This window comes from Blastococcus sp. SYSU D00922 (genome assembly GCF_054050495.1).
The window spans coordinates 20,048-42,292 of sequence record NZ_JBJGZL010000014.1 but is presented as its reverse complement, the minus strand read 5'-3'; the positions used below and the strand labels follow the sequence as shown (position 1 = coordinate 42,292).

The following is a 22,245-nucleotide window of genomic DNA, read 5'->3' as shown; positions in this document are numbered from 1 at the left end:
GTGCCGAGATCACGTGATCTCGGCGGGATCAGCGGGCGGAGCGGCGGGCGACGCGGGCGGCGAAGACCCCGGCCGAGTAGCCGTTGTCGATGTTGCTCACGGCGACGCCGGGCGCGGCGGAGTTCAGCATGGTCATCAGCGCGCCGAGGCCGGCGAAGGCGTTGGGCGCGCCGGCCGAGGTGGGCACCGCGACCACGGGCACGTCGGCCATCGCGCCGACGGTCGCCGCCAGCGACGCGTCCATCCCGGCGACGACCACCAGGCAGTCGGCGTCGGCGAGCAGCGACCCGTCGGCCAGCAGCGAGCGGATGCGGCTGCCCGCGACGTCGTCCACCCGGACGGCCTCGGTGCCGGTGACGCGGGCGACGAAGGCGGCCTCGGCGGCGACCGGCGCGTCGGCGCCACCGGCGCACAGCACGTGCACCCGGCCGACGGGCTCCGGCAGCGGGCCGACCACCGCGGCCATCGCGGCGGCGTCCATGGTCGTGTAGGCGTCGTGCTCGGAGGCGAGCGCGACCAGGGTCTCCGCGGGAGCCCGCAGCACCAGCGCCGGCCGGTCCGGGTGCTCCCGCCGCGCCTCGCGGACCAGCGCCAGGACCTGCTCGGTGGTGCGCCCGGTGGCCCAGACGACCTCCGGCTCCGCGGCGGCACGGACCGGCGCCGGGGCCGCCACGACCTCGACGGGCTCGACGACGGGCGTGGGCGCGGGAGCGAGCAGCGGCTCCTCGACGGTGCCGCGGCCGAGCGGCGGGTCCACCAGGACGGGGGCGAAGGCGGTGATCTCGTCGGGGGCGGGGCGGGGATCCAGCGGGGAAGGCTGCACGTCGGCGACGCTATCCGCCGCGACGTCGTCCTCCGGGGACTCGGCGGGGGCCGTGTCGTCGTCGGCGACCGGCGCGGCCGGGGCCGACGGCGGGGGGCCGAACAGCGCGTCCAGCGGGGCGCCGCCGGGCGCCCGGGTCTGCGTCACGCCGGAGAGCCGGACGACGCGGTCGCGCCCGCTGCGCTTGGCGTCGTACAGCACGCCGTCGGCCGCGGCGAAGAGCGTCCGCCGGTCGTCGCCGCGCGCGGCGGAGGCGATGCCGACGCTGATCGTCACCGGGATGTCGATGCCCAGGGACGACCAGTCGTAGGTCGCGACCGACCGCCGGATCCGCTCGAGGGCGCGCTCGCCCTGCTCGGCGGTCGTCTCGGGCAGCAGGATGACGAACTCGTCGCCGGCCCAGCGGCACACCTCGTCGGTGTCGCGGACGCCGGCCACCAGGAGCTCCGCCACCGTGCGCAGCGCGGCGTCGCCGGCCGGGTGACCGAAGGCGTCGTTGATGCCCTTGAACCGGTCGACGTCGACGACGGCGAGCGCGGGCGCGCCGCCGGTCGCCAGCAGCCCGTCCAGCCGCGCCTCGGCGTAGCGCCGGTTCGGCAGGTGGGTCAGCGGGTCCTCGTAGGCCTGCCGGCGCAGCTGGCCGGCGGCCCGCTCGGTCTCCAGGAGGCTCTTGCGCCGCCCGAACAGCTCTACCCATCGGGTGCGCCGCTCGTCCACCCGGTCCAGCTCGTCGGAGAGGTAGGCCTGCAGGTAGGGCAGGGCGCGGCCCGCGTCGTCCAGCTCGGCGTGCAGCGTGCACAGCTCGCGGAGGGCGGCGCGGCGCAGCCGGGGCAGGCCGTGCTCGGTGGCGAGGGTGAGCGCCGAGACCAGGTGCTCGTCGGCCTCGCCGACGTCACCCTGCCGGCGCAGCGCCCGGCCCAGCGCGAGCTGCGCGGAGGCGAGCTGCGCCCGGTCGGCGGTGGCCGAGGTGATCCGCACGGCGGCGCGCAGCGGACCGACGGCGGCGGCGTGCTCGCCGAGCCCCACCAGGGCCCAGCCGTGCACGACCTGCGCGGTGACGATGCCCGCGTGGTCGGGCGGGAGCAGCTCGAGCGCCTTCTCGGCCAGCTGCCGCGCCTCGGTGAAGTGCGGGGTCGCCGACTCGGGGAGACCGTCGTCCAGGAGTCCCTCGCCCAGCTCGGCGCAGAGCTCGCCGAGGCAGGTGGCGGTGGTGGCGACGAGCACGTCGGGGTCGCCGTCCTCCGGCCCGAGCGTGCCCGGGTCCGCGGCGGCGGTGATCGCCGCCTCGTGCGCCCGGCGCTGGTAGTCCAGCGCCAGCGGCATCAGCTCGAGGTCGGCGAGCACCCCGGCGAGGGTGCCGAGCGTGTCGACGAGCAGGGCGCTGGGCGGCAGGACCGGGTCGAGCAGGCTGGCCGCCTCGACCGCCTCGTCCATCGCCGCGTCGATCCGCCGCGAGAGCAGCTCGATCCGGGCGTGCCGGGCCAGGCCGGCGGCGCGCTGCAGCTCGTCGTCCGCCGCGTCGAAGGCGGCCTTCGCCGACCGGACCAGCGCGATGGCCAGCGCGGCGCGGGTCGCCGACTCCGCGCGCGGGTCGTCGTCGCCGTCCCCGTCGATGAGCTTCTCGACGCCGGCGTGCAGGTCGAGGGCCTCGCCGTCCGCGGCGTCGGCCGTGACCGGGTCCCCCACGAGCGTGAACCCGGCGACGCGCAGCCGGCGGACGAGCAGCTCCGCGCGCAGCGTGTCCGCCCACGCCTTGCCGAGCGAGACCGGGGCGTCCTCGGGCGCGTCGGCGGCCGGGTCCGCGGCGACGTAGGGCGAGGGCTCCTGCTCGACGTCGGCGAGGAGCTCCTCGGCGTCGTCCAGCTGCCAGTTCGCCAGCGCGGCGGTCACCCGATGATGCAGGGCTCCGGGCGGCACCAGCGCACTGTGCACGTCGTCGGTGCGGCTGTCGAGCAGGTGTTCGGAAACGCGCCGTCCCCCGTCCGACGCGTCCCACGCGCCCCAGGCGGAGCGCGTCACGCGGCGCCTCCGTCGTCGCCCGACGCCGGCATGACCCCGGGTGCCCGCACCCGGTTGCGGCCGCTGCGCTTGGCGGAGAAGAGGTTGAGGTCGGCGGAGTCGAACAGCGCCCGCCAGCCCACGACCGTGGCCGGTTCGTCGTCGTCGGCCACGGCCGGCGCCGTCGCGACGCCGATGCTCACGGTGACCGGGCCGGGGATGAGGTCGCTCCAGTCGGCCTCGGCGACGGCCGCCCGCAGGCGCTCCATCACCACGACCGCCTGCGCCTCGGTGGCGGTCGGCAGGACGACGAGGAACTCGTCGCCGGCCCAGCGGTAGACCTCGTCTCCGGTGCGGCTGTGCTCGCGCAGCAGGTCGGCCACCCGGCGGAGGACGGCGTCCCCGTGGGTGTGCGAGGCCTCGTCGTTGACCTCCTTGAACCTGTCGACGTCGACGACGGCAAGCGACAGGGGCTCGTGGCCCAGGCGCATCGCGCCCAGCCGGCGCTCGGCGCTGCGCCGGTTGCCCAGTCCGGTGAGCGGGTCCTCCAGCGCGTGCCGGCGCAGCATCGCGGCCTGGCGCTCGGCCTCCCGGAGCCGGCTGCGGCGCACGAACATCTCCGCCCACATCTCCCGCCCGCGGGTGTGCGCGCGGCCGGTGTCGGCGCGGTAGGCCTCCAGCCAGTGCAGCGCCTCGGCGGGCCGGCCCAGGTCGGCGGAGTTCTGCCCCAGCTCCAGCAGGCACTGCCGGTAGCGGCGGCGGTCGCCGGACGCGACGAACGCGCCCGCGGAGTCGACCAGCAGCTCCATGGCCTCCTCGCCGTACTCCTCGTCGTCGTCGCGCTGGGCGATCCGCACCAAGAGGCGGGCGAGCACGAGGTCGGTGTAGCCGCGCAGCCACAGCCCGCCGTGCTCCTGGACGCGGCGGCGCACGCGGCGCAGCGGGCCCAGCGCGGTGTCCAGCTCGTCGGTGCAGGTCATGGCCCAGGCCTGGACGACGTCGAGCAGGTCGGCGTCGGCCGGGTCGGGGTCCCACGCCATCTCACGCGCCTCGGTGGCCTGCGCGATGGCGACGGCGGCCAGGGCCCGCGCCCGCTCCGAGTCGCCGCGCCGGCGCAGCGTCTGGGCCAGCTCGGCGTGCTGCTGGGCGGACAGCTGGAGCATCTGCCACTGGTCGGCCAGGTCGGGGAGGACGGCGGCGATGCGGTGGCCGCGGCCGGCGTGGGAGACCGCCAGCTCCTCCAGGTCCAGCCCGGACAGCGACAGCGACAGCCAGCGGTGCGCCTGGTGCAGCGCGCGGGTGGGCTCGCCGGCGTTGGGACCCTCGGTGAGCAGGCTCGCGTCGACGGCCAGCAGCATCGCGGCGTCGAAGTGGTCGGCGGTCACCTCGACGTGGGCCAGGTAGGCGAGCGTGAGCGCGGTGTCGGCCGAGGGCGGGCACTTGTCCAGCGCCTCGCGGGCGGCGGCGACGGCCTGGACGGCGGCCTCGGGGTCGCTCTCGATCAGCGCCCGCCGGGCCGCGAGCGTGTGCCGCCAGGCGGTCCAGCGCGGGTCGGTCGACTCGGCGAGCGCGCCGTCGGCGTCGTCCAGCAGGGTCAGGAAGGCGGTGGAGTCCTCACGGGAGCTGGCGTCGAGCAGACGCCAGAGCACGGCCGCCAGGTCGCCCGAGGCGACGCGGGCCGCGCTGGGAGCCACTGCATCCCCTCCACTGACGGGTCGGGCCAGCCACCGTGCGGCCGGATCTGTCGGTGACGACTCGGTTCCCCCGGGTCGGGACACGCCCCTGACCCGCCCGCACTACCCTCGTCGGATGCCCGGGATGCACCCCAGAACAGGTCCGACGCGGTTCGCCTATCTCGGCCCCGAGGGTACCTTCGCCGAGGCGGCGCTCCGCAGCGCGCTTGCCACCTCTGAGGGAGCGCTGTACCCCCAGCCGAGTGTCCCCGCGGCACTGGCCGCCGTCCGATCGGGCGACGCCGACGCCGCGCTGGTCCCGCTGGAGAACTCCGTCGAGGGTTCGGTGCCGGCGACGATGGACGGGCTGGCCCAGGGCGACCCGCTGGTGATCACCCGCGAGGTCTTCCGCGACGTCGCGTTCGTGCTCGGCGTGCGGCCCGGCACCGAGCTGTCCGCCGTGCGCTCCGTGGTCAGCCACCCGCACGCCCTCGCGCAGACCGCCGGGCGGCTGGCGGAGCTGCTCCCGGACGTCGTCCCGCTGCCGCTCTCGTCCACGGCGGTGGCCGCGGCGGCGGTCGCCGCGGGGGAGCACGACGCAGCTGTCTGCGCCCCCATCGCCGCCGAGCGCTACGGGCTGGTGCCGCTGGTCGAGGACCTCGCCGACACCCCGGGCGCGGTGACCCGCTTCGTCGTGGTCGAGCCGGCCGGTGCCCTGCCGGCGCCCACCGGCAACGACAAGACCTCGCTGGTCGTCGTCGTCGAGGACCGCACGGGCGCGCTCCTCGACGTGCTGCGCGAGTTCGCCGTCCGCGACATCTCGCTGACCCGGATCGAGTCGCGGCCGATCCGCGAACGCAAGTGGGTCTACTCCTTCTCCCTCGACTGCGAGGGGCACGTCGCCGAGGGCCGGGTGGGGGAGGCGCTGGCCGCGCTGCACCGGGTGGCCGAGGACGTGCGCTTCCTCGGCTCCTACCCGCGGGCTGACGGGCGGGAGAACCGCCCGGTGCCGCCGGCGGCGGCCGACGCCGCCTTCGCCGAGGCCGGGGAGTGGCTGGCCCGGGTCCGCGAGGGCCGCGCCTGACCCTGACGAGATCTGCACACTCGCCCCCTTCAGGCACCTGATGGGGGCGAGTGTGCAGATCTCGTCGATCAGTCCCGCGCCCGCAGGTGCTCGACGACGCGGGCGGTGACGGGGACGTCGACCCCGTGCCGCTCGGCCGCCCGCAGCACCGCGCCGCCGATCGCCTCGAGCTCGGTCTCGTGGCCGGCTGCGGTGTCGCGCTGCAGCGACGACGTCATCGAGGCGGGCACCGTCTCCATGAACGCCAGCGTCGCGGCGGCGTCGGCTTCCGCGCCCTCGGCCCGGGCGACCGCGGCGGTCTCCTCGACCAGCGCCCGCAGGTCGTCGGGCAGCTGCTCGCGGACGGCGCCCAGCGGTGCGTCGAGGGTCGTGGTGAGCAGCGCGACCGGCGCGAGGAAGGCGAGCTTGTCCCACAGCAGGCCCGGCTCGTCGGGGCGCACCGTCACGTCGAGGCCCGCCTCGGCCAGCGCGTCGGCCAGCGGCCGCGCGCCCTCGCACAGCTGCACGGCGGCCAGCTGCCCCTCGTGCCGGATCTCGCCGGGCGCGGTCCGGCTCGCCACCACGCGGATGGCCCCGGCGACGACGCGCGCGTCCGGGTAGCGCTGCCGCAGCACGGCCATGTGGTCGATGCCGTTGAGCAGCGGCACCACGACGGCCCCACCGAGCACGTCCGCCGGCACCCGCTCCAGCGCCTCCTCGAGCCGGGTGGCCTTGGGCGTGACGAGGAGCGCGTCGACCGGCTCGGCCAGCCGCTCGGTGCCGTGCGCGGGTGCGGTCACCTCGCCGTACCGGTCGCTGACCAGCCGGAGCCCGTGGGCCTCGATCTGCGCGGCGGTGCCGGCCCCGGCCAGGCAGGTGACCGCGGAGCCCTGCCGGGCGAGCAGGGTGCCGACCAGCCCGCCGACGCCGCCGGGTCCGAGGACGGCCACGCGCAGGGTGCTCACACGGTCATACTGCCCCGTTCACACCCGCTCGAGCTCGCGGTCCGGCTCGGGCGGGGTGGGCCCCTTCGCGAGCGCGCCCGGCCACCAGACGCGGTCCCCGACGAGCGCGACCGCGGCCGGCACCACGAGGGACCGGACGACGAACGTGTCGAGCAGGACGCCGAAGCCGACCAGGAACGACAACTGCGCGAGGAACACCAGCGGCAGGACGGCGAGCGCGCCGAAGGTGGCCGCCAGCACGAGCCCTGCGCTGGTGATCACGCCCCCGGTGACGGCGAGGGACCGCAGCACGCCGTCGCGGGTGCCGTGCGTCGCCGACTCCTCGCGGGCCCGGGTCATCAGGAAGATGTTGTAGTCGATCCCGAGCGCGACGAGGAACACGAACGCGATCAGCAGGATGCCCGGATCGCTGCCCGGGAAGCCGAACACGGTGTCGAAGAGCAGGGCGGCCGTGCCGACCGTGGCCAGCACGCTGAGCACCACGGTGGCGATCAGCAGCAGCGGCGCCACGATCGCCCTCAGCAGCAGCGCCAGGACGACGGTGATCACCAGCAGCACCACGGGCACGATGACCTGCAGGTCGCGGGTCGCCGTCTGCTGCAGGTCGAGGTTGCTCGCCGTCTGGCCGCCGACCAACGCTTCCTCGGTGACGCCGTCGAGCGCGGTGCGCAGTTCCTCGACCACGCCGGTGGCCTCGACGCTGTCGGCGTTGACGTCGAGGGTGGCGTCGAGCTGCACCAGCCCGTCCACCACCAGCGGGTCGCCGGCCGGGGCGCCCGCCGGCGCGCCGGTGAACGGGACGACGCTCGCGACGCCGTCCACCCCGGCGGCCACCTCGGCGGCGTCCCGCCACGAGTCCTCCGGCGTGATGATCACCGCCGGGGTGCCGGCGCCGGCGTCGAAGTGCCGCGCGAGCGCCTCCTGGCCGACGATGCCGTTGGGCTCGCCGCTGATCGCGTCGGAGAACGGAAGGCCGTCGGCCTCGTAGGTGGGCGCGAAGGCGGCCAGCACGAACAGCGCGAGAAGGCTGCCGGCCAGCACCCGTCGCGGCCGCCGTCCGACCAGCGCCGCCACCCGCTGCCACCCGCGCCCCGCCGGCGGCTCGACGCCGTACCGGGGGCGCGCCGGCCAGAACGCGGCGCGGCCGAGCAGCAGGAGCGCGGCGGGCAGGAAGGTCAGCGCGGACACGAGCGCCAGCGTCACGGCGATCGCCGCGACCGGGCCCAGGCCCCGGTTGCTGGACAGGTCGGAGAGCAGCAGGCACAGCACACCGAGGACGACGGTGGCCGCCGACGCGGTGATCGGCTCCCAGGAGCGACGCAGGGCGATCCGCATCGCGGTGTACTTCGACCGCTCGCGGCGCAGCTCCTCGCGGAAGCGGGCGACCAGCAGCAGCCCGTAGTCGGTGGCCGCGCCGACGACGAGGATCGCGGAGATGCCCTGGCTCTGGCCGTTGACGGTGATGACGTCGGCGTCGGCGAGCAGGTAGGCGATCGCGTTGGCCGCCGTGAGGGCGAGCCCTGCCGTGCCGATCACGAGGAACGGCAGGATCGGGCTGCGGTAGACCACGACGAGGATCACCAGGACCACGCCGAAGGCGGCGAGCAGCAGGAGGCCGTCGATGCCCGCGAACCCGTCGGAGAAATCGGCGAAGATCCCGCCCGGGCCGGTGACGAAGCTGTCCAGACCGTCGACCTCGATGGCTGCCCGGATGTCCTCCACCACCGGCACGATCTCGTCGCCGATGTCGGGCGCGAGCGGGAGGAAGGCCTGCACCGCTTCGCCGTCCTGCGACGGGATCGGCGGGGACACCTCGCCGGCCAGGTAGTCGGCGTCCTCGGCCACCCGTGCGGCCGCGTCGATGCGCTTCTCTATGGCGCCGAGGGTCCGCTCGTCGAGGGTGCCGTCGCCCTCCCAGAGCAGGATCGCGGGGATCGACTCCTGCTCGCTGAAGCCGGCCTGCAGCTCGGTCACCCGGGTCGACTCGGCGCTGTCCGGCAGGAAGGCCGCGGTGTCGTTCTCCTGGACCTCGACGAGCTTGCCGCTGAAGGAACCGAGCGGGCCGGCCAGGCCGAGCCAGACGAGGACGATGATGGCCGGCAGGAGCCAGCGGACGTTCGGTCGGCGAGGCATGATTTTCCTTGATGGTCGATAATCTCGATCGTCGAGATACTACGGCGGTTCGGTGCCGTGCGCTCACGGGAGGTGCTGCGTGGACGACGCCGTCCGTGTCCGGCAGGAGCTGGCACTCCTCCTTCGCCGGCTCAACGTCGAACTGGATGCAGTCGGGCAGAGATTCGCCGAGGAGCACGGTCTCAACCGCACCGACGTCCGGGCGCTCGTGGCGATCATGGATGCCGCGCGGCGCGGTGAGGCCCTCACCGCCGGACGCCTGGGCGAGGCCGTCGACCTGCGGTCCGCCTCGGTCACCGCGCTGGTCGACCGGCTCGAGCGGGTCGGGCACGTGCGGCGGGTGCGCGACCCCGAGGACCGCCGGCGGGTCGGGCTGCAGATGTCCGAGTCGGCCATGGCAGCCGGTGCTGAGCACTTCGGCGGGCTCGCGCGCGACCTCACCGCGGCGATGGAGGGCTACTCCGCCGACGAGCTGGCCGTCGTCCGCCGCTGGCTCGAGGACATGACGGCCGTGATCAGCCGGCACTCCCGCGGCGGATGACCGTTCGTGCGCATCCGGTGGTCATCCGGGCGCTGTGAGCACCGTTCGCGCACGAACGGCGCGGACCCCCCTCGCCCGCCCACGAGCGTGCGCTGATCCACCTCATCGTGCGCGGACAGCGTGGATGAGCGCACACTGGCGCGCCCTCAGAGGTAGAGGCCGGTGGATTCCTCGATGCGCTCCGCGGCGACGGCGTGCACGTCGCGCTCGCGCAGGATGATCAGGTCCTCGCCGTGCACCTCGACCTCGTGCTGGTCCTCGGGCGAGAAGAGCACCTGGTCGCCGACCTTCACCTGCCGCACCGACGCCCCGACACCGCGCGCCTCGCCCCACACCAGCCGCTTGGCTACCTGCGCGGTCGCCGGGATCAGGATGCCGCCGGTGGAGCGACGGTCGCCGTCCTCCTTGCGCAGCGCCACCAGGATGCGGTCGTGCAGCATCTTGATCGGCAGCTTGCCGACCGTCGGAGCGGAGTCGTCGGGCACGTCGTCCCACGCTACCCGCCTCCCTCTTAGGGACTTTCTGTACAGAAAGTCCCTAACCCCAGCCGAGCTCGTGGAGGCGGTCCTCCTCGATGCCGAAGTGGTGGGCGATCTCGTGCACGACGGTGATCGTCACCTCGTCGACCACGTCCTCGGCGGTCTCGCAGATCTCGCAGATCGCCTCGCGGTAGATCATGATCCGGTCCGGCAGCGCGCCGCCGTAGTCGGAGCCGCGTTCCGTCAGCGCGAAGCCGTCGTAGAGCCCGAGCAGGTCGGGCTCCTCCTCGTTCCGGTCCTCGACCAGGACGACGACGTTGTCCATCAGCGCCAGCAGCTCCGGCGGCACCTGGTCCAGCGCGTCGGAGACCAGCTGCTCGAAGACCGGCAGGGGGAGCGGCCTCACCAGGAGGTCGGCAGCGGCCGGCCCTCCTCGTACCCGGCCGCGCTCTGCACCCCCAGCACCGCGCGCTCGTGCAGCTCGTCCACCGTGCGTGCCCCCGCGTAGGTGCAGGAGGAGCGCACGCCGGCCACGATCTGGTCGATCAGGTCCTCGACGCCGGGACGCTGGGGGTCCAGGTACATCCGGGACGACGAGATGCCCTCCTCGAACAGCCCGGCCCGCGCGCGCTCGAAGCCCGACTGGGACGACGTCCGCGCCTTGACCGCGCGCGCCGACGCCATGCCGAACGACTCCTTGTAGAGCCGTCCCGAGCCGTCGTCGTGGATGTCCCCGGCGCTCTCGTAGGTGCCGGCGAACCACGAGCCGACCATGACGTTGGCCGCGCCGGCGGCCAGCGCCAGCGCGACGTCGCGCGGGTGCCGCACCCCGCCGTCGGCCCACACGTGCTTGCCCAGGGAGCGCGCCTCGGCGGCGCACTCCTCGACGGCGGAGAACTGCGGCCGGCCGACGCCGGTCATCATCCGCGTGGTGCACATGGCCCCCGGGCCGACGCCCACCTTCACGACGTCGGCGCCGGCCTCGATCAGGTCGCGGGTGCCCTCCGCCGTCACGACGTTGCCGGCGACGACCGGAACGGACCCGGCCACCGACCGCACGGCCCGCAGCGCTTCGACCGCCTTCTCCTGGTGCCCGTGGGCGGTGTCCACGACGAGCACGTCGACGCCGGCGGCCAGCAGCGCCGAGGCCTTGCCCGCGACGTCGCCGTTGATCCCGACCGCGGCGGACGTGAGCAGCCGGCCCTCGGCGTTCACGGCGGGTGTGTAGAGCGCCGAGCGCAGCGCGCCCTTGCGGGTGATCACGCCGACCAGCCGGTCGCCCTCCACCACCGGGGCCGCGCTCACCCGCTCACCCGAGAGGACGTCGAAGATCTTCGGCAGCTCGGTGCCCGCGGGGATGGTCAGGGGCTCCCGGGTCATGACCTCCGCGAGCTGCGTGAAGCGGTCCACGCCCTGGCACTGGCCGTCGGTGACGACGCCGACCGGTGCGCCGTCCTCGACCACCACGACGATGCCGTGCGCCCGCTTGGTCAGCAGCGCCAGCGCCTCGCCGACCGTCGACGTGGGGGAGAGCGTGATCGGGGTGTCGTAGACGGGGTGCCGCGACTTGACCCAGGACAGCACCTCGGCGACCACGTCGACCGGGATGTCCTGCGGGATGACGGCGAGCCCGCCGCGGCGGGCGGCCGTCTCGGCCATGCGGCGTCCGGAGATCGCCGTCATGTTGGCGACGACGACGGGGATCGTCGTGCCCACCCGGTCGGGCGTGGTCAGGTCGACCTCGAGACGGGAACCGACCGTCGAGTGGTTGGGCACCATGAACACGTCGGCATAGGTCAGGTCGTGCGAGGGCCGCTGCAGGAACCGCATGGGCCCCATTGTCCCTGACGTCGAGCCGATCGCCGGAAGGTCAGGCGGGGACCTCCGCCGGCTGCGCCGCGGTGAAGCCCGTGCGGGGCATGGCCGTCCAGACGGGGTTGCGCCGCAGCAGCGCTGCGACCAGCCCGCGCAGGCGGAACCAGGCGTGCGCCTGCCGGAAGCCGATGTTCTCCACCAGCCCGGCCGCGAGGAGCCCGAGCACGTCCCGGCCCCGGGTGTACCGGTGGTAGGTGAACTCCTCGACGGCGACGGCGGTCGTGGACAGCAGCATCCCGACGGCCAGCGCCAGCAGGAACATGACGCCGGCGCCCCCGAGGTCGAGGATGCCGAGGCCCGCGGCGACGGCGACCGACAGGAGCCCGAAGACCTCCACGACCGGCCCGAGCAGCTCGAAGAGCACGAAGAACGGCAGCGCCATCGTGCCGATCGGCCCGAAGCGCGGGTTGCCGATCATGTTCCGGTGCTTCCAGAGCAACTGGGCCAGGCCGTGCGACCAGCGCTGGCGCTGGCGGCCGAGCACCTTCCACGTCTCGGGCACCTCGGTCCAGCACACCGGCTCGGGCACGAACACGACGCGGTGCGGCCGGCCGGCCAGGCGCTGGTGCTCGACCACGCTGATGACCAGCTCGGCGTCCTCGGCCAGCGAGAGCGGGTCCAGGCCGCCGATCTCCACCAGCAGGTCGCGGCGGAAGAGCCCGAACGCGCCGGAGATGATCAGCAGGGCGTTGGCGTCGGCCCAGCCGGTTCGGCCGAGCAGGAACGAGCGCAGGTACTCGATCGCCTGGATGCGCACGAGCCAGTTGCGTGACAGCCGCGGCTCCAGGACCGTGCCCCGGTCGGTGAGCGCACCGTTGACGGCGCGGATGACACCGCCGGCGGCGACGACGTTCGCCGGGTCCTCCACGAACGGGCGGGCGACGCGCAGCAGCGCGTCCTCCTCCAGCAGCGAGTCGGCGTCGACCATGCAGACCAGCGGGTTGCGGGCGACGTTGAGGGCGGCGTTGAGCGCGTCGGACCGGCGGCCGACGCTGGCCTTGCGCACGACGACGAGCGGGTCGCCGGTGGTGGCGCGGTGCACCGACAGGATCTCGCCCTCCACCTCCAGGTGGGCGGTCAGCCGCGGGGCGATCTCGGTGAGGGCGTACCGCTCGGCCACCAGCTCGAAGGTCCGGTCGGTCGAGCCGTCGTCGACCAGGACGACCTCCAGCGACGGGTACCGCTGGCCGAGCGCGGCCCGCAGCGTGTCGAGGATGCCTGCTTCCTCGTCGTGCGCCGGGATGAGCAGCGAGACCGCCGGCGTCAGCGGGCTCGCGAAGATCTCGCCGTGGCCTTCCGCGCCCTGCCAGTGCCGGGACTCGCTGACCCGCCGGGCGCCGGCCAGCACGAGCAGCAGCATGCTCCCGTCGAGCAGGAGCATGTAGCCGAGGACGGCCCAGCTGCCGGCCAGGACGACGTCGGTGAGCACCTCGGTCATCGCACGACCGCCAGGGCGGGACGGCGCTGCGCGGCGTCCAGGTCGTCGAGCGCGGCGCGGGCGGCCCCGGCGGCGTCGCCGGAACCCGCCGCGACCTCCTCGAGCCAGGTCCGGCCCTCGGCGCCGAGGCGGGCGAGGGCGTCGGCGCACGCGGACCGCACGGAGACGTCGGACGCGGCCATGCCGGCCAGCAGCGGGACCGCGGCCACGGGGTCACCGATCCGGCCGAGGGCCTCGGCGCTGGTGCGCTGGAGCACGGGGTCGTCGTCGGTCGTGAGGGCCCGCACCAGCGGCTCGGTCGAGCGCGGGGAACCGATGCGGCCGAGGGCGCCCGCGGCGGCGACGCGGACCGCGGGCGGCGTGCCCGCGTCCCGGAGGAGCTCCTCCAGCAGGGGTGCGGCCTCCAGGTCGCCGTGCACGCCGAGCAGCTCGGCGACCAACCCGCGGGCCGCGGCGTGCTCGCCGGTGAGGGCGTCGCGCAGAACGGGCAGCGCGGTGGCGCCGAGGTCGAGCAGGGCCATGCCCACGACACCGTGCGGCAGCGCGTGGGCGCCGGACATGGCGGGGAGGAGGTAGCCGACGGCGGCGGGGTCGCCGGCCTTGCCGAGCGCCCGCGCCGCGGCGCAGCGGACCTCGAGAGAGCGGTCCTGCAGGCGGGCGGCCAGGACGGCGGTGTGGTGGGTGCCCGCGGCGGACCCCAGCAGGGCGACGGCGCGGCCGCGGCGCCAGGACTTCCGGGCGGTCAGGTCGGCGACGGCACGGGCGACGACCCCCCGCTCAGCGAGCAGCCGGCGCAGGATCTCGCGGTCGCTGCCGCGCAGCTGCGGGAGGAGCTCGAGGACCACGTCGTCGAGGTCGGCCGGGGCATTCACGACGTCGGGCACCGGCACGGCGTCGGTCGGGTCGTCGTCGAGCAGCGCGTGGACCAGGGGCGTCAGCTCCCGCTTCCGCCGCTCGTCCCGGGCCTGCCGCCGGGCACGGGCCAGGTGCGTCGCCGCGACGGCGAGGAGGAGGACCACGATCGCGGCCGTCACCCCGGTGCCGGCCAGCAGGACCGGCCCGACGGGCGGCGTCATTCCCGGACGCTGCCGGGCGGGAGGGCGGCCGTGACGCGGCTGACCAGCTCCCGCGTGCTGAACGGCTTGGCGACGAAGTCGGTGGCCCCGGCGGCGAAGCCGCGCTCCAGGTCGGGCTCCTGCGCCTTGGCGGTGAGCAGCAGCACCGGGGTGCGGGCCAGCCCGCCGTCGGCGTCCTCGCGGAGTGCGCGGCAGACCTCCAGGCCGTTCATCCGCGGCATCATCCAGTCGAGCACCACCAGGTCGGGCCGCAGCTGGCGGGCCGCGGCGAGACCGGCCTCGCCGTCGCGCTCGATCGACACCTCGAGGCCGAGCCGGCCGAGCCGGAACGCGACGAGGTCGGCGACGACGGGGTCGTCGTCGACGACCAGGACGTGGGTCATGGGGCTCCGATCCGAGGGGGTGGTACTCCCCGCATCGGCACGCCGGCGCCACTGCTGAAGCCCCGACGGCCGGATCGGTCGCCCGCAACGGATTCCGCGGGGCTGCCCTCAAGAGCGCGCCCCGTCCGGCCGACACCTCTTCCGTGGCACCCGACCCGCACGTCGCGACCGACGTCCCCGCCCCGCCCCTGCGGGTGCTGCTCCGCCGACCGCTCCGGGTCGGGCTGGCGGCCCTCACCGCGGTGGCCCTGACGACCCTCGCGCTGGCACTGCTGGTCGTCACCGTCCTGGGCGCGCGGGTCGACCGCACCAACGCCGTGCTGAACGACCTGCAGGACGCACACATCGCGATGATCAACCAGGAGACCGGCCTGCGCGGCTTCCTGATCACCCGCGAGGACCGGTTCCTGATGCCCTACCGCGTCGGTGCCGCGGCCCTCGCCCGTGCCGACGCGAGCCTCCGACGGTCGGCGGCCGACGACCCGGCGCTGAGCCGGCAGGTGGCGGACCTGCGGGCCGCGCAGCAGGCCTGGATCACCGGCTGGGTCCAGCCGACGCTGCGCACCCAGCCCGCGGTCGGGGACACCGTCGCGCTGGGCGACCTGATCACCCGCGGCAAGGCGTTCTTCGACGAGTACCGGGCGGTCGAGGCGGAGATGCGCGCGGCCGTCCAGCAGGAACGGGAGGACGCCAGCGCCGAGCGCGACTACGTCGTGCTCGCCGGCGCCCTGGTGGGCATCGTCGTGGCAGGCGTGGTCGCCGTCGCCGTGCGGAGGGCCAACCGGCGGCTCGCCGCGCAGATCGTCCCGCCCACCGAGCGGGTGCGCGAGACGCTCGCGGGACTCACCGCCGGGCGGGTCGAGGACCGCGTGGCGCCGTCCGGGCCCCTCGAGCTCCGGGCGATCGCCGACGACGTGAACGAACTGGGCCGGGCCCTGCAGGAGCGCAACGCGCTGGTCGTCGCCCGGGAGCGCGAGCTGATGGCCGCCCGGGACGACGCCGAGCGGGCCGGGCAGGCGAAGACGGCCTTCCTCGCGACCATGAGCCACGAGATCCGCACCCCGCTCAACGCCGTCCTCGGCCTGACCGACCTCCTGCTCACCACGGAGCTCACCGAGGAGCAGCGCGGCCACCTGGACACCGTCTCCCGCAGCGGGGACAGCCTGCTCATGCTGATCAACGACATCCTGGACTTCTCGAAGATCGAGGCGGGCGAGCTCGACCTGGAACGGGCGCCGTTCGACCTCTCCGGCCTGGTGTACGACGTCGCGCAGCTCATGGCACCGCAGGCCGCCGGGAAGGGGCTGGACCTCCTGGTCGACGTCCCCGTGGATCGCTCGTGGCAGGTGCTCGGCGACGCCGGCCGTCTGCGCCAGGTGGTCTTGAACCTGGTCGGGAACGCCATCAAGTTCACGCCGTCGGGCCAGGTCCTGGTGAGCGTCGCCGGTGAGCGGGCCGGCGACCGCCTCCGCTGCCGCATCGCCGTGGCGGACTCGGGCATCGGCATCCCGGCCGACCAGCACCACCGCCTGTTCCGCTCGTTCAGCCAGCTGGACGCCTCCACGACCCGCTCCTACGGCGGCACCGGTCTGGGGCTGGCCATCAGCCAGCGCATCGCCGGCGCGATGGGCGGCGACATCGCGGTGGAGAGCACGGAGGGCGCGGGATCCACGTTCACTGTCTCCGTCGAACTGGACGAGGCGCCCAGCCCGACCGCCGGATCGCGCACCGACACCCTCGCCGGGCGCCGGCTGCTCGTCGTCGACGACAACCCGACGAACCTGCGCATCCTCGAGCACCAGCTGGGCCGCTACGGAGCGGTCGCGGTGTCGGCCGCCGGCGGCGCGGAGGCCCTGGGGCACGTGGCCGCCGGACGGTTCGACGCCTGCCTGATGGACCTGCACATGCCGGGCATGGACGGCGACGAGGTGGCGGCCCGGCTGCGTGACCTGCCGAACGGGGCGCGCATGCCCCTGATCCTGCTGAGCAGCTCGACCGCGGTGCAGGCCGACCGGGTGGCGCTGTTCGCGGCCCGGCTGCACAAGCCCGTCCGGCCCGAGCGGCTCGAGCGGACGGTTCGCTCGGTGCTGGACGCCGGGACGCCGACCGACCGCCGTTCCGACCGCACCGTCCCGCGGCCGCGACGCAGCCAGGGCCGACGGCTCCGGGTCCTGGTGGCCGAGGACCACGCCGTCAACGCACAGCTGATGGCGCTCTACCTCCAGCAGCTCGGCCACGACAGCGTCCACGTGGTCAACGGCGAGCTCGCCGTCGACGCGGTCCGGACCGGTGAGTTCGACGTGGTGCTCATGGACGCCCAGATGCCGGTGCTCGGCGGCGTGGACGCCACGGCTGCGATCCGCTGCATGCCCGGACCGCAGCCGCGGATCGTCGCGGTCACGGCCAGCGTGCTCGCCTCCGACCAGGCCGCGTTCCTGCAGGCAGGCGCGGACGACTTCCTGACCAAGCCGGTGCGGCTGGCCACCCTCGACGAGGCGCTGAGCCAGTGGGAGGACACCCCGGTGCAGCTCCCCGCTCCCCGCGAGGCGCCGGAGGCGCGGCGCGAGGAGCCGGCTCCGGCGGCCCTCGACGCCGAGACGGTCGAGGAGCTCCGCGACCTGGGCGCGGACGCCTTCGGCCACCTCTACCGGCAGTACGCGGACAGCCTGATGACGACGGTCGAGGCGATCGGCGCCGCCGTTGCCGATGCCCGGTGGGCCGAGGGGGACGAGACCTCCGTGCCGCGGCTGGCCCACCGGCTGAAGGGCAGCAGTGCGGCGATGGGCGCCCTGGCTCTGGCCGACCTCTGCCGACGTCTGCAGGAAGCCACGGACGCCGGCTCGCCGGCCGTGGCCGACGCGCTCGCGGGGCTGCCCGTGGAGGCCCGCCGGGTCGGGGCGGAGGTCGCCGCGCTGCTCGACGCCCCGCACTGACGTCGTCGGGAGGGGACTCCGCGGCCGCGTCCGTACGATCGGGGGGTGATCGACCTCCGGCTCGTGCGTGAGAACCCCGACGTCGTCCGTGCCAGCCAGCGCGCCCGCGGCGCCGACGAGTCCCTCGTCGACGCGCTCCTCGCCGCCGACGCCGCCCGCCGCGAGGCGGTCAAGCGGGCCGACGACCTGCGCGCGGAGCAGAAGAACGCCTCGCAGGCGGTCAAGAAGGCCACCCCCGAGGAACGCCCGGCGGTGCTCGAGCGGGCCAAGGCGCTGGCCGCCGAGGTGAAGGAGGCCGAGGAGGCCCAGCGCGAGGCCGACGCGGCGCTCCGCGAGGCGCACCTGAAGATCCCGAACGTCGTCGCCGACGCCGTCCCGCCCGGTGGCGAGGACGACGCCGTGACGATCCGGACCGTCGGTGAGGTGCCCACCTACGACTTCCCGGTGCGCGACCACATCGAGATCGGCGAGGCGCTCGGCGCCATCGACATGGAGCGCGGCGCCAAGGTCTCCGGCGCCCGTTTCTACTTCCTCACCGGCCCGGGCGCGCTGCTCGAGTTCGCGCTCGCCCAGCTGGCGATCAGCCGCGCCGTGGCCGCCGGCTTCACCCCCGTCGTGGCCCCCGCCCTGGTGAAGCCGGAGGCGATGGAGGGCACCGGCTTCCTCGGCGAGCACGACGAGGAGGTCTACCGGATCGAGCGCGACGACCTGTACCTCGTCGGCACCTCGGAGGTGGCCCTGGCCGGCATGCACGCCAAGGAGGTGCTCGACCTCTCCGCCGGGCCCCGGCGGTACGCCGGCTGGTCGTCCTGCTTCCGCCGGGAGGCCGGCTCCTACGGCAAGGACACCCGCGGCATCATCCGCGTGCACTGGTTCGACAAGGTCGAGATGTTCAGCTTCTGCCGGCCGGAGGAGACCGAGGCCGAGCACCTGCGGCTGCTGGCCTGGGAGGAGGAGTTCCTCCAGGCCCTCGAGCTGCCCTACCGGGTCGTCGACATCGCGGCCGGCGACCTCGGGACCAGCGCCACGCGCAAGTACGACATCGAGGCGTGGTTCCCGACCCAGGGCACCTACCGCGAGCTGACCAGCACGTCGGACTGCACCACCTTCCAGGCGCGGCGGCTGAACATCCGCTACCGCGACGAGGACGGCAAGCCGCAGACCGCGGCGACGCTGAACGGCACGCTGTGCGCGATCGCCCGCACCATCGCCTGCTTCCTCGAGGTGCACCAGCGGGCCGACGGCTCGGTGCACGTGCCGAAGGCGCTGCGCCCCTGGCTGGGCGGGGTGGAGGAGCTCACCCCCGGGATGACGCTCGCGGCAGCGGTGCCCCCCGCATGACCCCGGAGCGGCCGAGGGCGCTCAAGGCCTACGGCGTCCTGCCCGATGCAGACCGGGTGATCGACCTCGGCGAGCTGGACGGCTGGCGGCCCAAACTGGTCGCCAGCGACCTCGACGGCACGCTGCTCGACAGCGACGGCGAGGTCAGCCCGCGCACGCGGGCGGCGCTGGAGGCCTGCTGGGACGCCGGCATCCCGGTCGTCGGCGTCACCGGCCGCGGGCCGCGCCTGCTCGACAGCGTTCGGGCCGCGCTCGACGGACGCGGCATCGCGGTGCTCGCCCAGGGCGGGTTCGTCGTCGACCTGGAGCGCGACGAGGTGCTGCGGACCGTCGGCCTTCCCCGCGAGCAGGCGCAGGCGGTCATCGAGCGGATCGAGGACGTCGCCGGCGACCTGATCGTGGCCGTCGAGGACGCCTCCGAGCAGAGCGAGGTCTCCGGGCCGCTGCGCGTGCAGCACGGGTTCGACTGGCCCTACCCCGAGCCGGCGCACCTGCTGCCCAAGCACGAGGTGCTGCCGCCGGGCGCCGTCCTCAAGGTCTTCCTCCGCTCCGCCGCCCTCGGGCAGGACGAGCTGCTGGCGCGCGCGAAGCGCGTCGTCGACCCCGCCGAGGCGGAGGTCACGCACGCCGGGCTGGGGTTCATCGAGGTGCTCCCGCCGGGCATCACCAAGGCCACCGGGCTGGCGATCGCCCTCGAGCGGTACGGGGTCGGCTTCGGCGACGTCCTGGTGTTCGGCGACATGCCCAACGACCTCCCGATGATCTCCGCGGTCGCCGACGCGGGCGGCCGCGCCATCGCCGTCGCGAACGCGCACCCGTCCGTGCGGGCCGCGACGACCGGGCTCACCGGCGGCCACGACGCCGACGGCGTCGCGCGCTACCTGGAGGCAGTGCTCGGTGTCTGACTGGAGGCCCCGGCTCATCGCCAGCGACATGGACGGCACGCTGCTGCGCTGGGACGACACGGTCAGCGATGCCACGGTCGCGGAGCTGGAGCGCTGGCGGGCCGACGGCGTCCCGGTCGTCCTCGCCACCGGCCGGCCGCCGCGCTGGATGGTCCGCATCCGCGAGGTCCTGGGCTACGGGACCGCGGTCTGCTGCAACGGCGCGGTGATCATGGATCTCGAGCGCTTCGAGATCGTCGACGAGGACCCCTTGCACCCCGACGTCCTCACGTCGGTCACCGCCGAGCTCCGCCGGCGGCAGCCGGACACCTGGTTCGCGGTCGAGTACGGGCTGGAGTTCCGTCACGAACCGATCTACAAGCCGCGCTGGGACGTCGACGCGCCCGGGGTCGCCGAGGCGACGCTGGAGGAGATGACGGCGCAACCGGTGGCCAAGCTGCTCGCGCGCCACGAGGAGCTGCCGCGCGACGAGTTCGTGGCCCTGGTCGCGGACGTCGTCGGCGACCGGGCGACGGTCACCCACTCGTCGAGCGACGCGCTGGCCGAGATCTCCGCCGCCGGCATCACCAAGGCCTCGGGGCTGGCCCGCGTCGCCGCCCGCCACGGCGTCGGCCCGGAGGACGTGGTCGTGTTCGGGGACATGCCCAACGACATCGCGGCGTTCGAGTGGGTCGCGGCCGCCGGCGGCCGTGCCGTGGCGATGGCGCACGCCCATCCCGACCTCATGGCCGTGGCCACCGACGTCACCGGCACCAACGACGAGGACGGCGTCGCGCGTTTCCTCGCGTCACTCTGAGACCGCTGATCACAAGGTCGCGCGCGACCTTCCCACTGGGTGGACGGACTCCACTCCTCGGCTTCAGGGGACCAGGGCACGGCCGACATCGGGGGTGCGGGGCGTCGGACCCCGCCCTCTCGTCGCGGAGTCCACGTCATGCTCAAGAACCTGTCGATCAGCCGGCGCCTCGGCCTCGGCTTCCTCGTCGTCGTCCTCTGCATGGCGGGCCTGACCGCCACAGGCGTGTGGCGCGTCGAGACCATCAACAGCCACCTGACGACGATCAACGACCTGAACGCGGTCAAGCAGCGGTACGCGATCAACTTCCGCGGCAGCGTCCACGACCGCGCCATCGCCGTCCGCGACGTCGTCCTCGCGAGGACGGCCGCCGAGATCGCCACCGAGGTCGAGCTCATCGAGACGCTCACTCAGAAGTACACCGACTCCGCCGGGCCGATGGACGAGCTGTTCGACGTGGTGGACAACGCCGACGACGCCGAGCGGCAGGCTCTCGCCGACATCAAGGACGTCGAGCAGCAGACCCTGCCGCTGATCGACCAGATCGTGCGGGCGGGGACGGCCGGCGACATGGCGACCGCCGCCCAGGCGCTCGCCCAGGCCAAGCCGCTGTTCGTCGAGTGGCTCCGCACGATCAACGTGCTGATCGACATGGAGGAGGCCAAGAACCAGGAGCTGTCCACCGAGGCGCGCAGCACCGCCTCGAACTTCCTCCTCCTGATGGTGCTCATCTGCGCGGCGGCCGCCCTGCTCGCGACGCTGATCGCCTGGCGGACGACGCGCAGCATCACCGGGCCGCTGGCCCAGGCGGAGTCCGCGATGGCCGCGGTCGCCCAGGGCGACCTGACCCGGCGCATCGAGGTCCGCGGGCAGGACGAGGTGGGCCGGACGGCGCAGTCGATCAACTCGGCGCTCGCCTCGATCGCCGAGGTCATGGCCACCTTCCGGGCGGCCATCGAGGCCCTGACGACGGCGAGCCGCCGCGTGGGTGACCTCTCACAGCAGATCTCGACGGGTGCCGAGGAGTCCTCCGCCCAGGCGGCCGTCGTGGCCGCGGCTGCCGGCGAGGTCTCGCACAACGTGCAGACGGTCGCGGCGGGCTCGGAGCAGATGGGCGCCTCCATCCGGGAGATCGCGCACAACGCCACCGAGGCGGCCTCGGTGGCCGGCAAGGCCGTGACCGCGGTGGGGACGACGACGGAGACGGTCTCCCGGCTCGGGGAGTCCAGCCGCACCATCGGCGACGTCGTCAAGGTCATCTCCTCCATCGCGGAGCAGACGAACCTGCTGGCGCTCAACGCCACGATCGAGGCGGCCCGCGCCGGCGACGCGGGAAAGGGCTTCGCCGTCGTCGCGAACGAGGTCAAGGAGCTCTCGCAGGAGACCGCCCGCGCCACGGAGGACATCGCCCGCCGGGTGGAGGCCATCCAGGCCGACACCACCGGTGCGGTCACGGCCATCGCCGAGGTGGCCGAGGTGATCGACCAGATCAACGACTACCAGACCACGATCGCCTCGGCGGTCGAGGAGCAGACCGCCACGACGAACGAGATGAACCGCAGCGTCGCCGAGGCGGCCGCGGGGTCGGGCCAGATCGCGGCCAACATCGACGGCGTCGCCGCCGCCGCGAAGGCGACCACGGAGCACGTCGAGGCGTCCAAGGAGGCCGCCGACGAGCTCGCGCGGGTGTCGGGCCGGCTCGAGGAGCTCGTGGGCGGCTTCCGCTTCTGACCCGTGCGCCCCGACGTCGCGGCCGGCTCGATCTCGGATCGGGCCGGCCGCGTGCGTCCGGCTGAAGTTCCGCGCTTGGTTGCCGAAAGCGA

Annotated in this window: 17 protein-coding genes; 7 read left to right on the top strand and 10 right to left on the bottom strand. The window is 74.5% G+C overall.

Annotated elements, in window-relative coordinates:
* Positions 1-28: 28 nt before the first annotated feature.
* Entirely contained in the window at positions 29-2,842 is a 2,814-nt protein-coding gene (locus ACI78T_RS17540) for a diguanylate cyclase domain-containing protein (protein ID WP_456559405.1), read from the bottom strand.
* Positions 2,839-4,515, bottom strand: coding sequence for a diguanylate cyclase (locus ACI78T_RS17535; RefSeq protein WP_456559404.1), 1,677 nt, complete (start codon positions 4,513-4,515; stop codon positions 2,839-2,841). Before ACI78T_RS17535 ends, ACI78T_RS17540 begins: the two co-directional genes overlap by 4 nt.
* Before the next feature lie 115 nt (positions 4,516-4,630).
* On the opposite strand from ACI78T_RS17535, the gene pheA reads away from it, so the two are divergent.
* A complete protein-coding gene (pheA, locus tag ACI78T_RS17530) occupies positions 4,631-5,578 on the top strand; it encodes a prephenate dehydratase (RefSeq protein WP_456559403.1) in 948 nt (315 codons plus the stop codon).
* Positions 5,579-5,646: 68 nt separating this feature from the next.
* Here pheA and ACI78T_RS17525 read toward each other — a convergent pair whose 3' ends face one another.
* Together ACI78T_RS17525 and ACI78T_RS17520 are read right to left on the bottom strand one after the other, a co-directional pair.
* Entirely contained in the window at positions 5,647-6,522 is an 876-nt protein-coding gene (locus ACI78T_RS17525) for a ketopantoate reductase family protein (RefSeq protein WP_456559402.1), read from the bottom strand.
* 18 nt (positions 6,523-6,540) lie between these two features.
* Positions 6,541-8,655: an MMPL family transporter gene (locus ACI78T_RS17520; RefSeq protein ID WP_456559401.1), complete on the bottom strand. Its 2,115-nt coding sequence runs from the start codon at positions 8,653-8,655 to the stop codon at positions 6,541-6,543.
* A 79-nt stretch (positions 8,656-8,734) separates the two neighbouring features.
* On the opposite strand from ACI78T_RS17520, the gene ACI78T_RS17515 reads away from it, so the two are divergent.
* A complete protein-coding gene (locus ACI78T_RS17515) occupies positions 8,735-9,196 on the top strand; it encodes a MarR family winged helix-turn-helix transcriptional regulator (protein ID WP_456559400.1) in 462 nt (153 codons plus the stop codon).
* A 146-nt stretch (positions 9,197-9,342) separates the two neighbouring features.
* On the opposite strand, the gene ACI78T_RS17510 is transcribed toward ACI78T_RS17515, so the two are convergent.
* From ACI78T_RS17510 to ACI78T_RS17485, 6 genes are read right to left on the bottom strand one after another with little or no spacing between them, the layout of a single operon-like run.
* Complete coding sequence (locus ACI78T_RS17510; RefSeq protein WP_456559399.1) at positions 9,343-9,681, bottom strand: GroES family chaperonin; 339 nt, start codon at positions 9,679-9,681, stop codon at positions 9,343-9,345.
* Between the two features lie 52 nt (positions 9,682-9,733).
* A complete protein-coding gene (locus ACI78T_RS17505) occupies positions 9,734-10,081 on the bottom strand; it encodes a metallopeptidase family protein (RefSeq protein ID WP_456559398.1) in 348 nt (115 codons plus the stop codon).
* A complete protein-coding gene (locus tag ACI78T_RS17500) occupies positions 10,078-11,505 on the bottom strand; it encodes a GuaB1 family IMP dehydrogenase-related protein (protein ID WP_456559397.1) in 1,428 nt (475 codons plus the stop codon). The genes ACI78T_RS17505 and ACI78T_RS17500 overlap by 4 nt, the downstream gene beginning before the upstream one ends.
* A gap of 40 nt (positions 11,506-11,545) precedes the next feature.
* Positions 11,546-12,988, bottom strand: coding sequence for a glycosyltransferase (locus ACI78T_RS17495; RefSeq protein ID WP_456559396.1), 1,443 nt, complete (start codon positions 12,986-12,988; stop codon positions 11,546-11,548).
* Positions 12,985-14,064 (bottom strand): HEAT repeat domain-containing protein, encoded by a 1,080-nt coding sequence (locus ACI78T_RS17490; RefSeq protein WP_456559395.1) that lies wholly within the window; start codon positions 14,062-14,064, stop codon positions 12,985-12,987. Before ACI78T_RS17490 ends, ACI78T_RS17495 begins: the two co-directional genes overlap by 4 nt.
* Positions 14,061-14,447 (bottom strand): response regulator transcription factor, encoded by a 387-nt coding sequence (locus ACI78T_RS17485; protein ID WP_456559394.1) that lies wholly within the window; start codon positions 14,445-14,447, stop codon positions 14,061-14,063. The genes ACI78T_RS17490 and ACI78T_RS17485 overlap by 4 nt, the downstream gene beginning before the upstream one ends.
* Before the next feature lie 143 nt (positions 14,448-14,590).
* On the opposite strand from ACI78T_RS17485, the gene ACI78T_RS17480 reads away from it, so the two are divergent.
* The 5 genes from ACI78T_RS17480 to ACI78T_RS17460 all read left to right on the top strand — a co-directional run bounded on the left by ACI78T_RS17480 (position 14,591) and on the right by ACI78T_RS17460 (position 22,153).
* Complete coding sequence (locus tag ACI78T_RS17480; protein ID WP_456559393.1) at positions 14,591-17,380, top strand: response regulator; 2,790 nt, start codon at positions 14,591-14,593, stop codon at positions 17,378-17,380.
* Positions 17,381-17,425: 45 nt separating this feature from the next.
* Positions 17,426-18,721 (top strand): serine--tRNA ligase, encoded by a 1,296-nt coding sequence (serS, locus tag ACI78T_RS17475; RefSeq protein ID WP_456559392.1) that lies wholly within the window; start codon positions 17,426-17,428, stop codon positions 18,719-18,721.
* Positions 18,718-19,626 carry an HAD family hydrolase gene (locus tag ACI78T_RS17470; RefSeq protein WP_456559391.1) on the top strand — a complete coding sequence of 303 codons (909 nt, stop codon included), beginning with the start codon at positions 18,718-18,720 and terminating at the stop codon, positions 19,624-19,626. The genes serS and ACI78T_RS17470 overlap by 4 nt, the downstream gene beginning before the upstream one ends.
* Positions 19,619-20,422: an HAD family hydrolase gene (locus ACI78T_RS17465; protein WP_456559390.1), complete on the top strand. Its 804-nt coding sequence runs from the start codon at positions 19,619-19,621 to the stop codon at positions 20,420-20,422. Before ACI78T_RS17470 ends, ACI78T_RS17465 begins: the two co-directional genes overlap by 8 nt.
* A gap of 138 nt (positions 20,423-20,560) precedes the next feature.
* Positions 20,561-22,153, top strand: a complete 1,593-nt coding sequence (locus ACI78T_RS17460) for a methyl-accepting chemotaxis protein (RefSeq protein WP_456559389.1) — start codon at positions 20,561-20,563, stop codon at positions 22,151-22,153.
* The last annotated feature ends 92 nt before the right edge of the window (positions 22,154-22,245 follow it).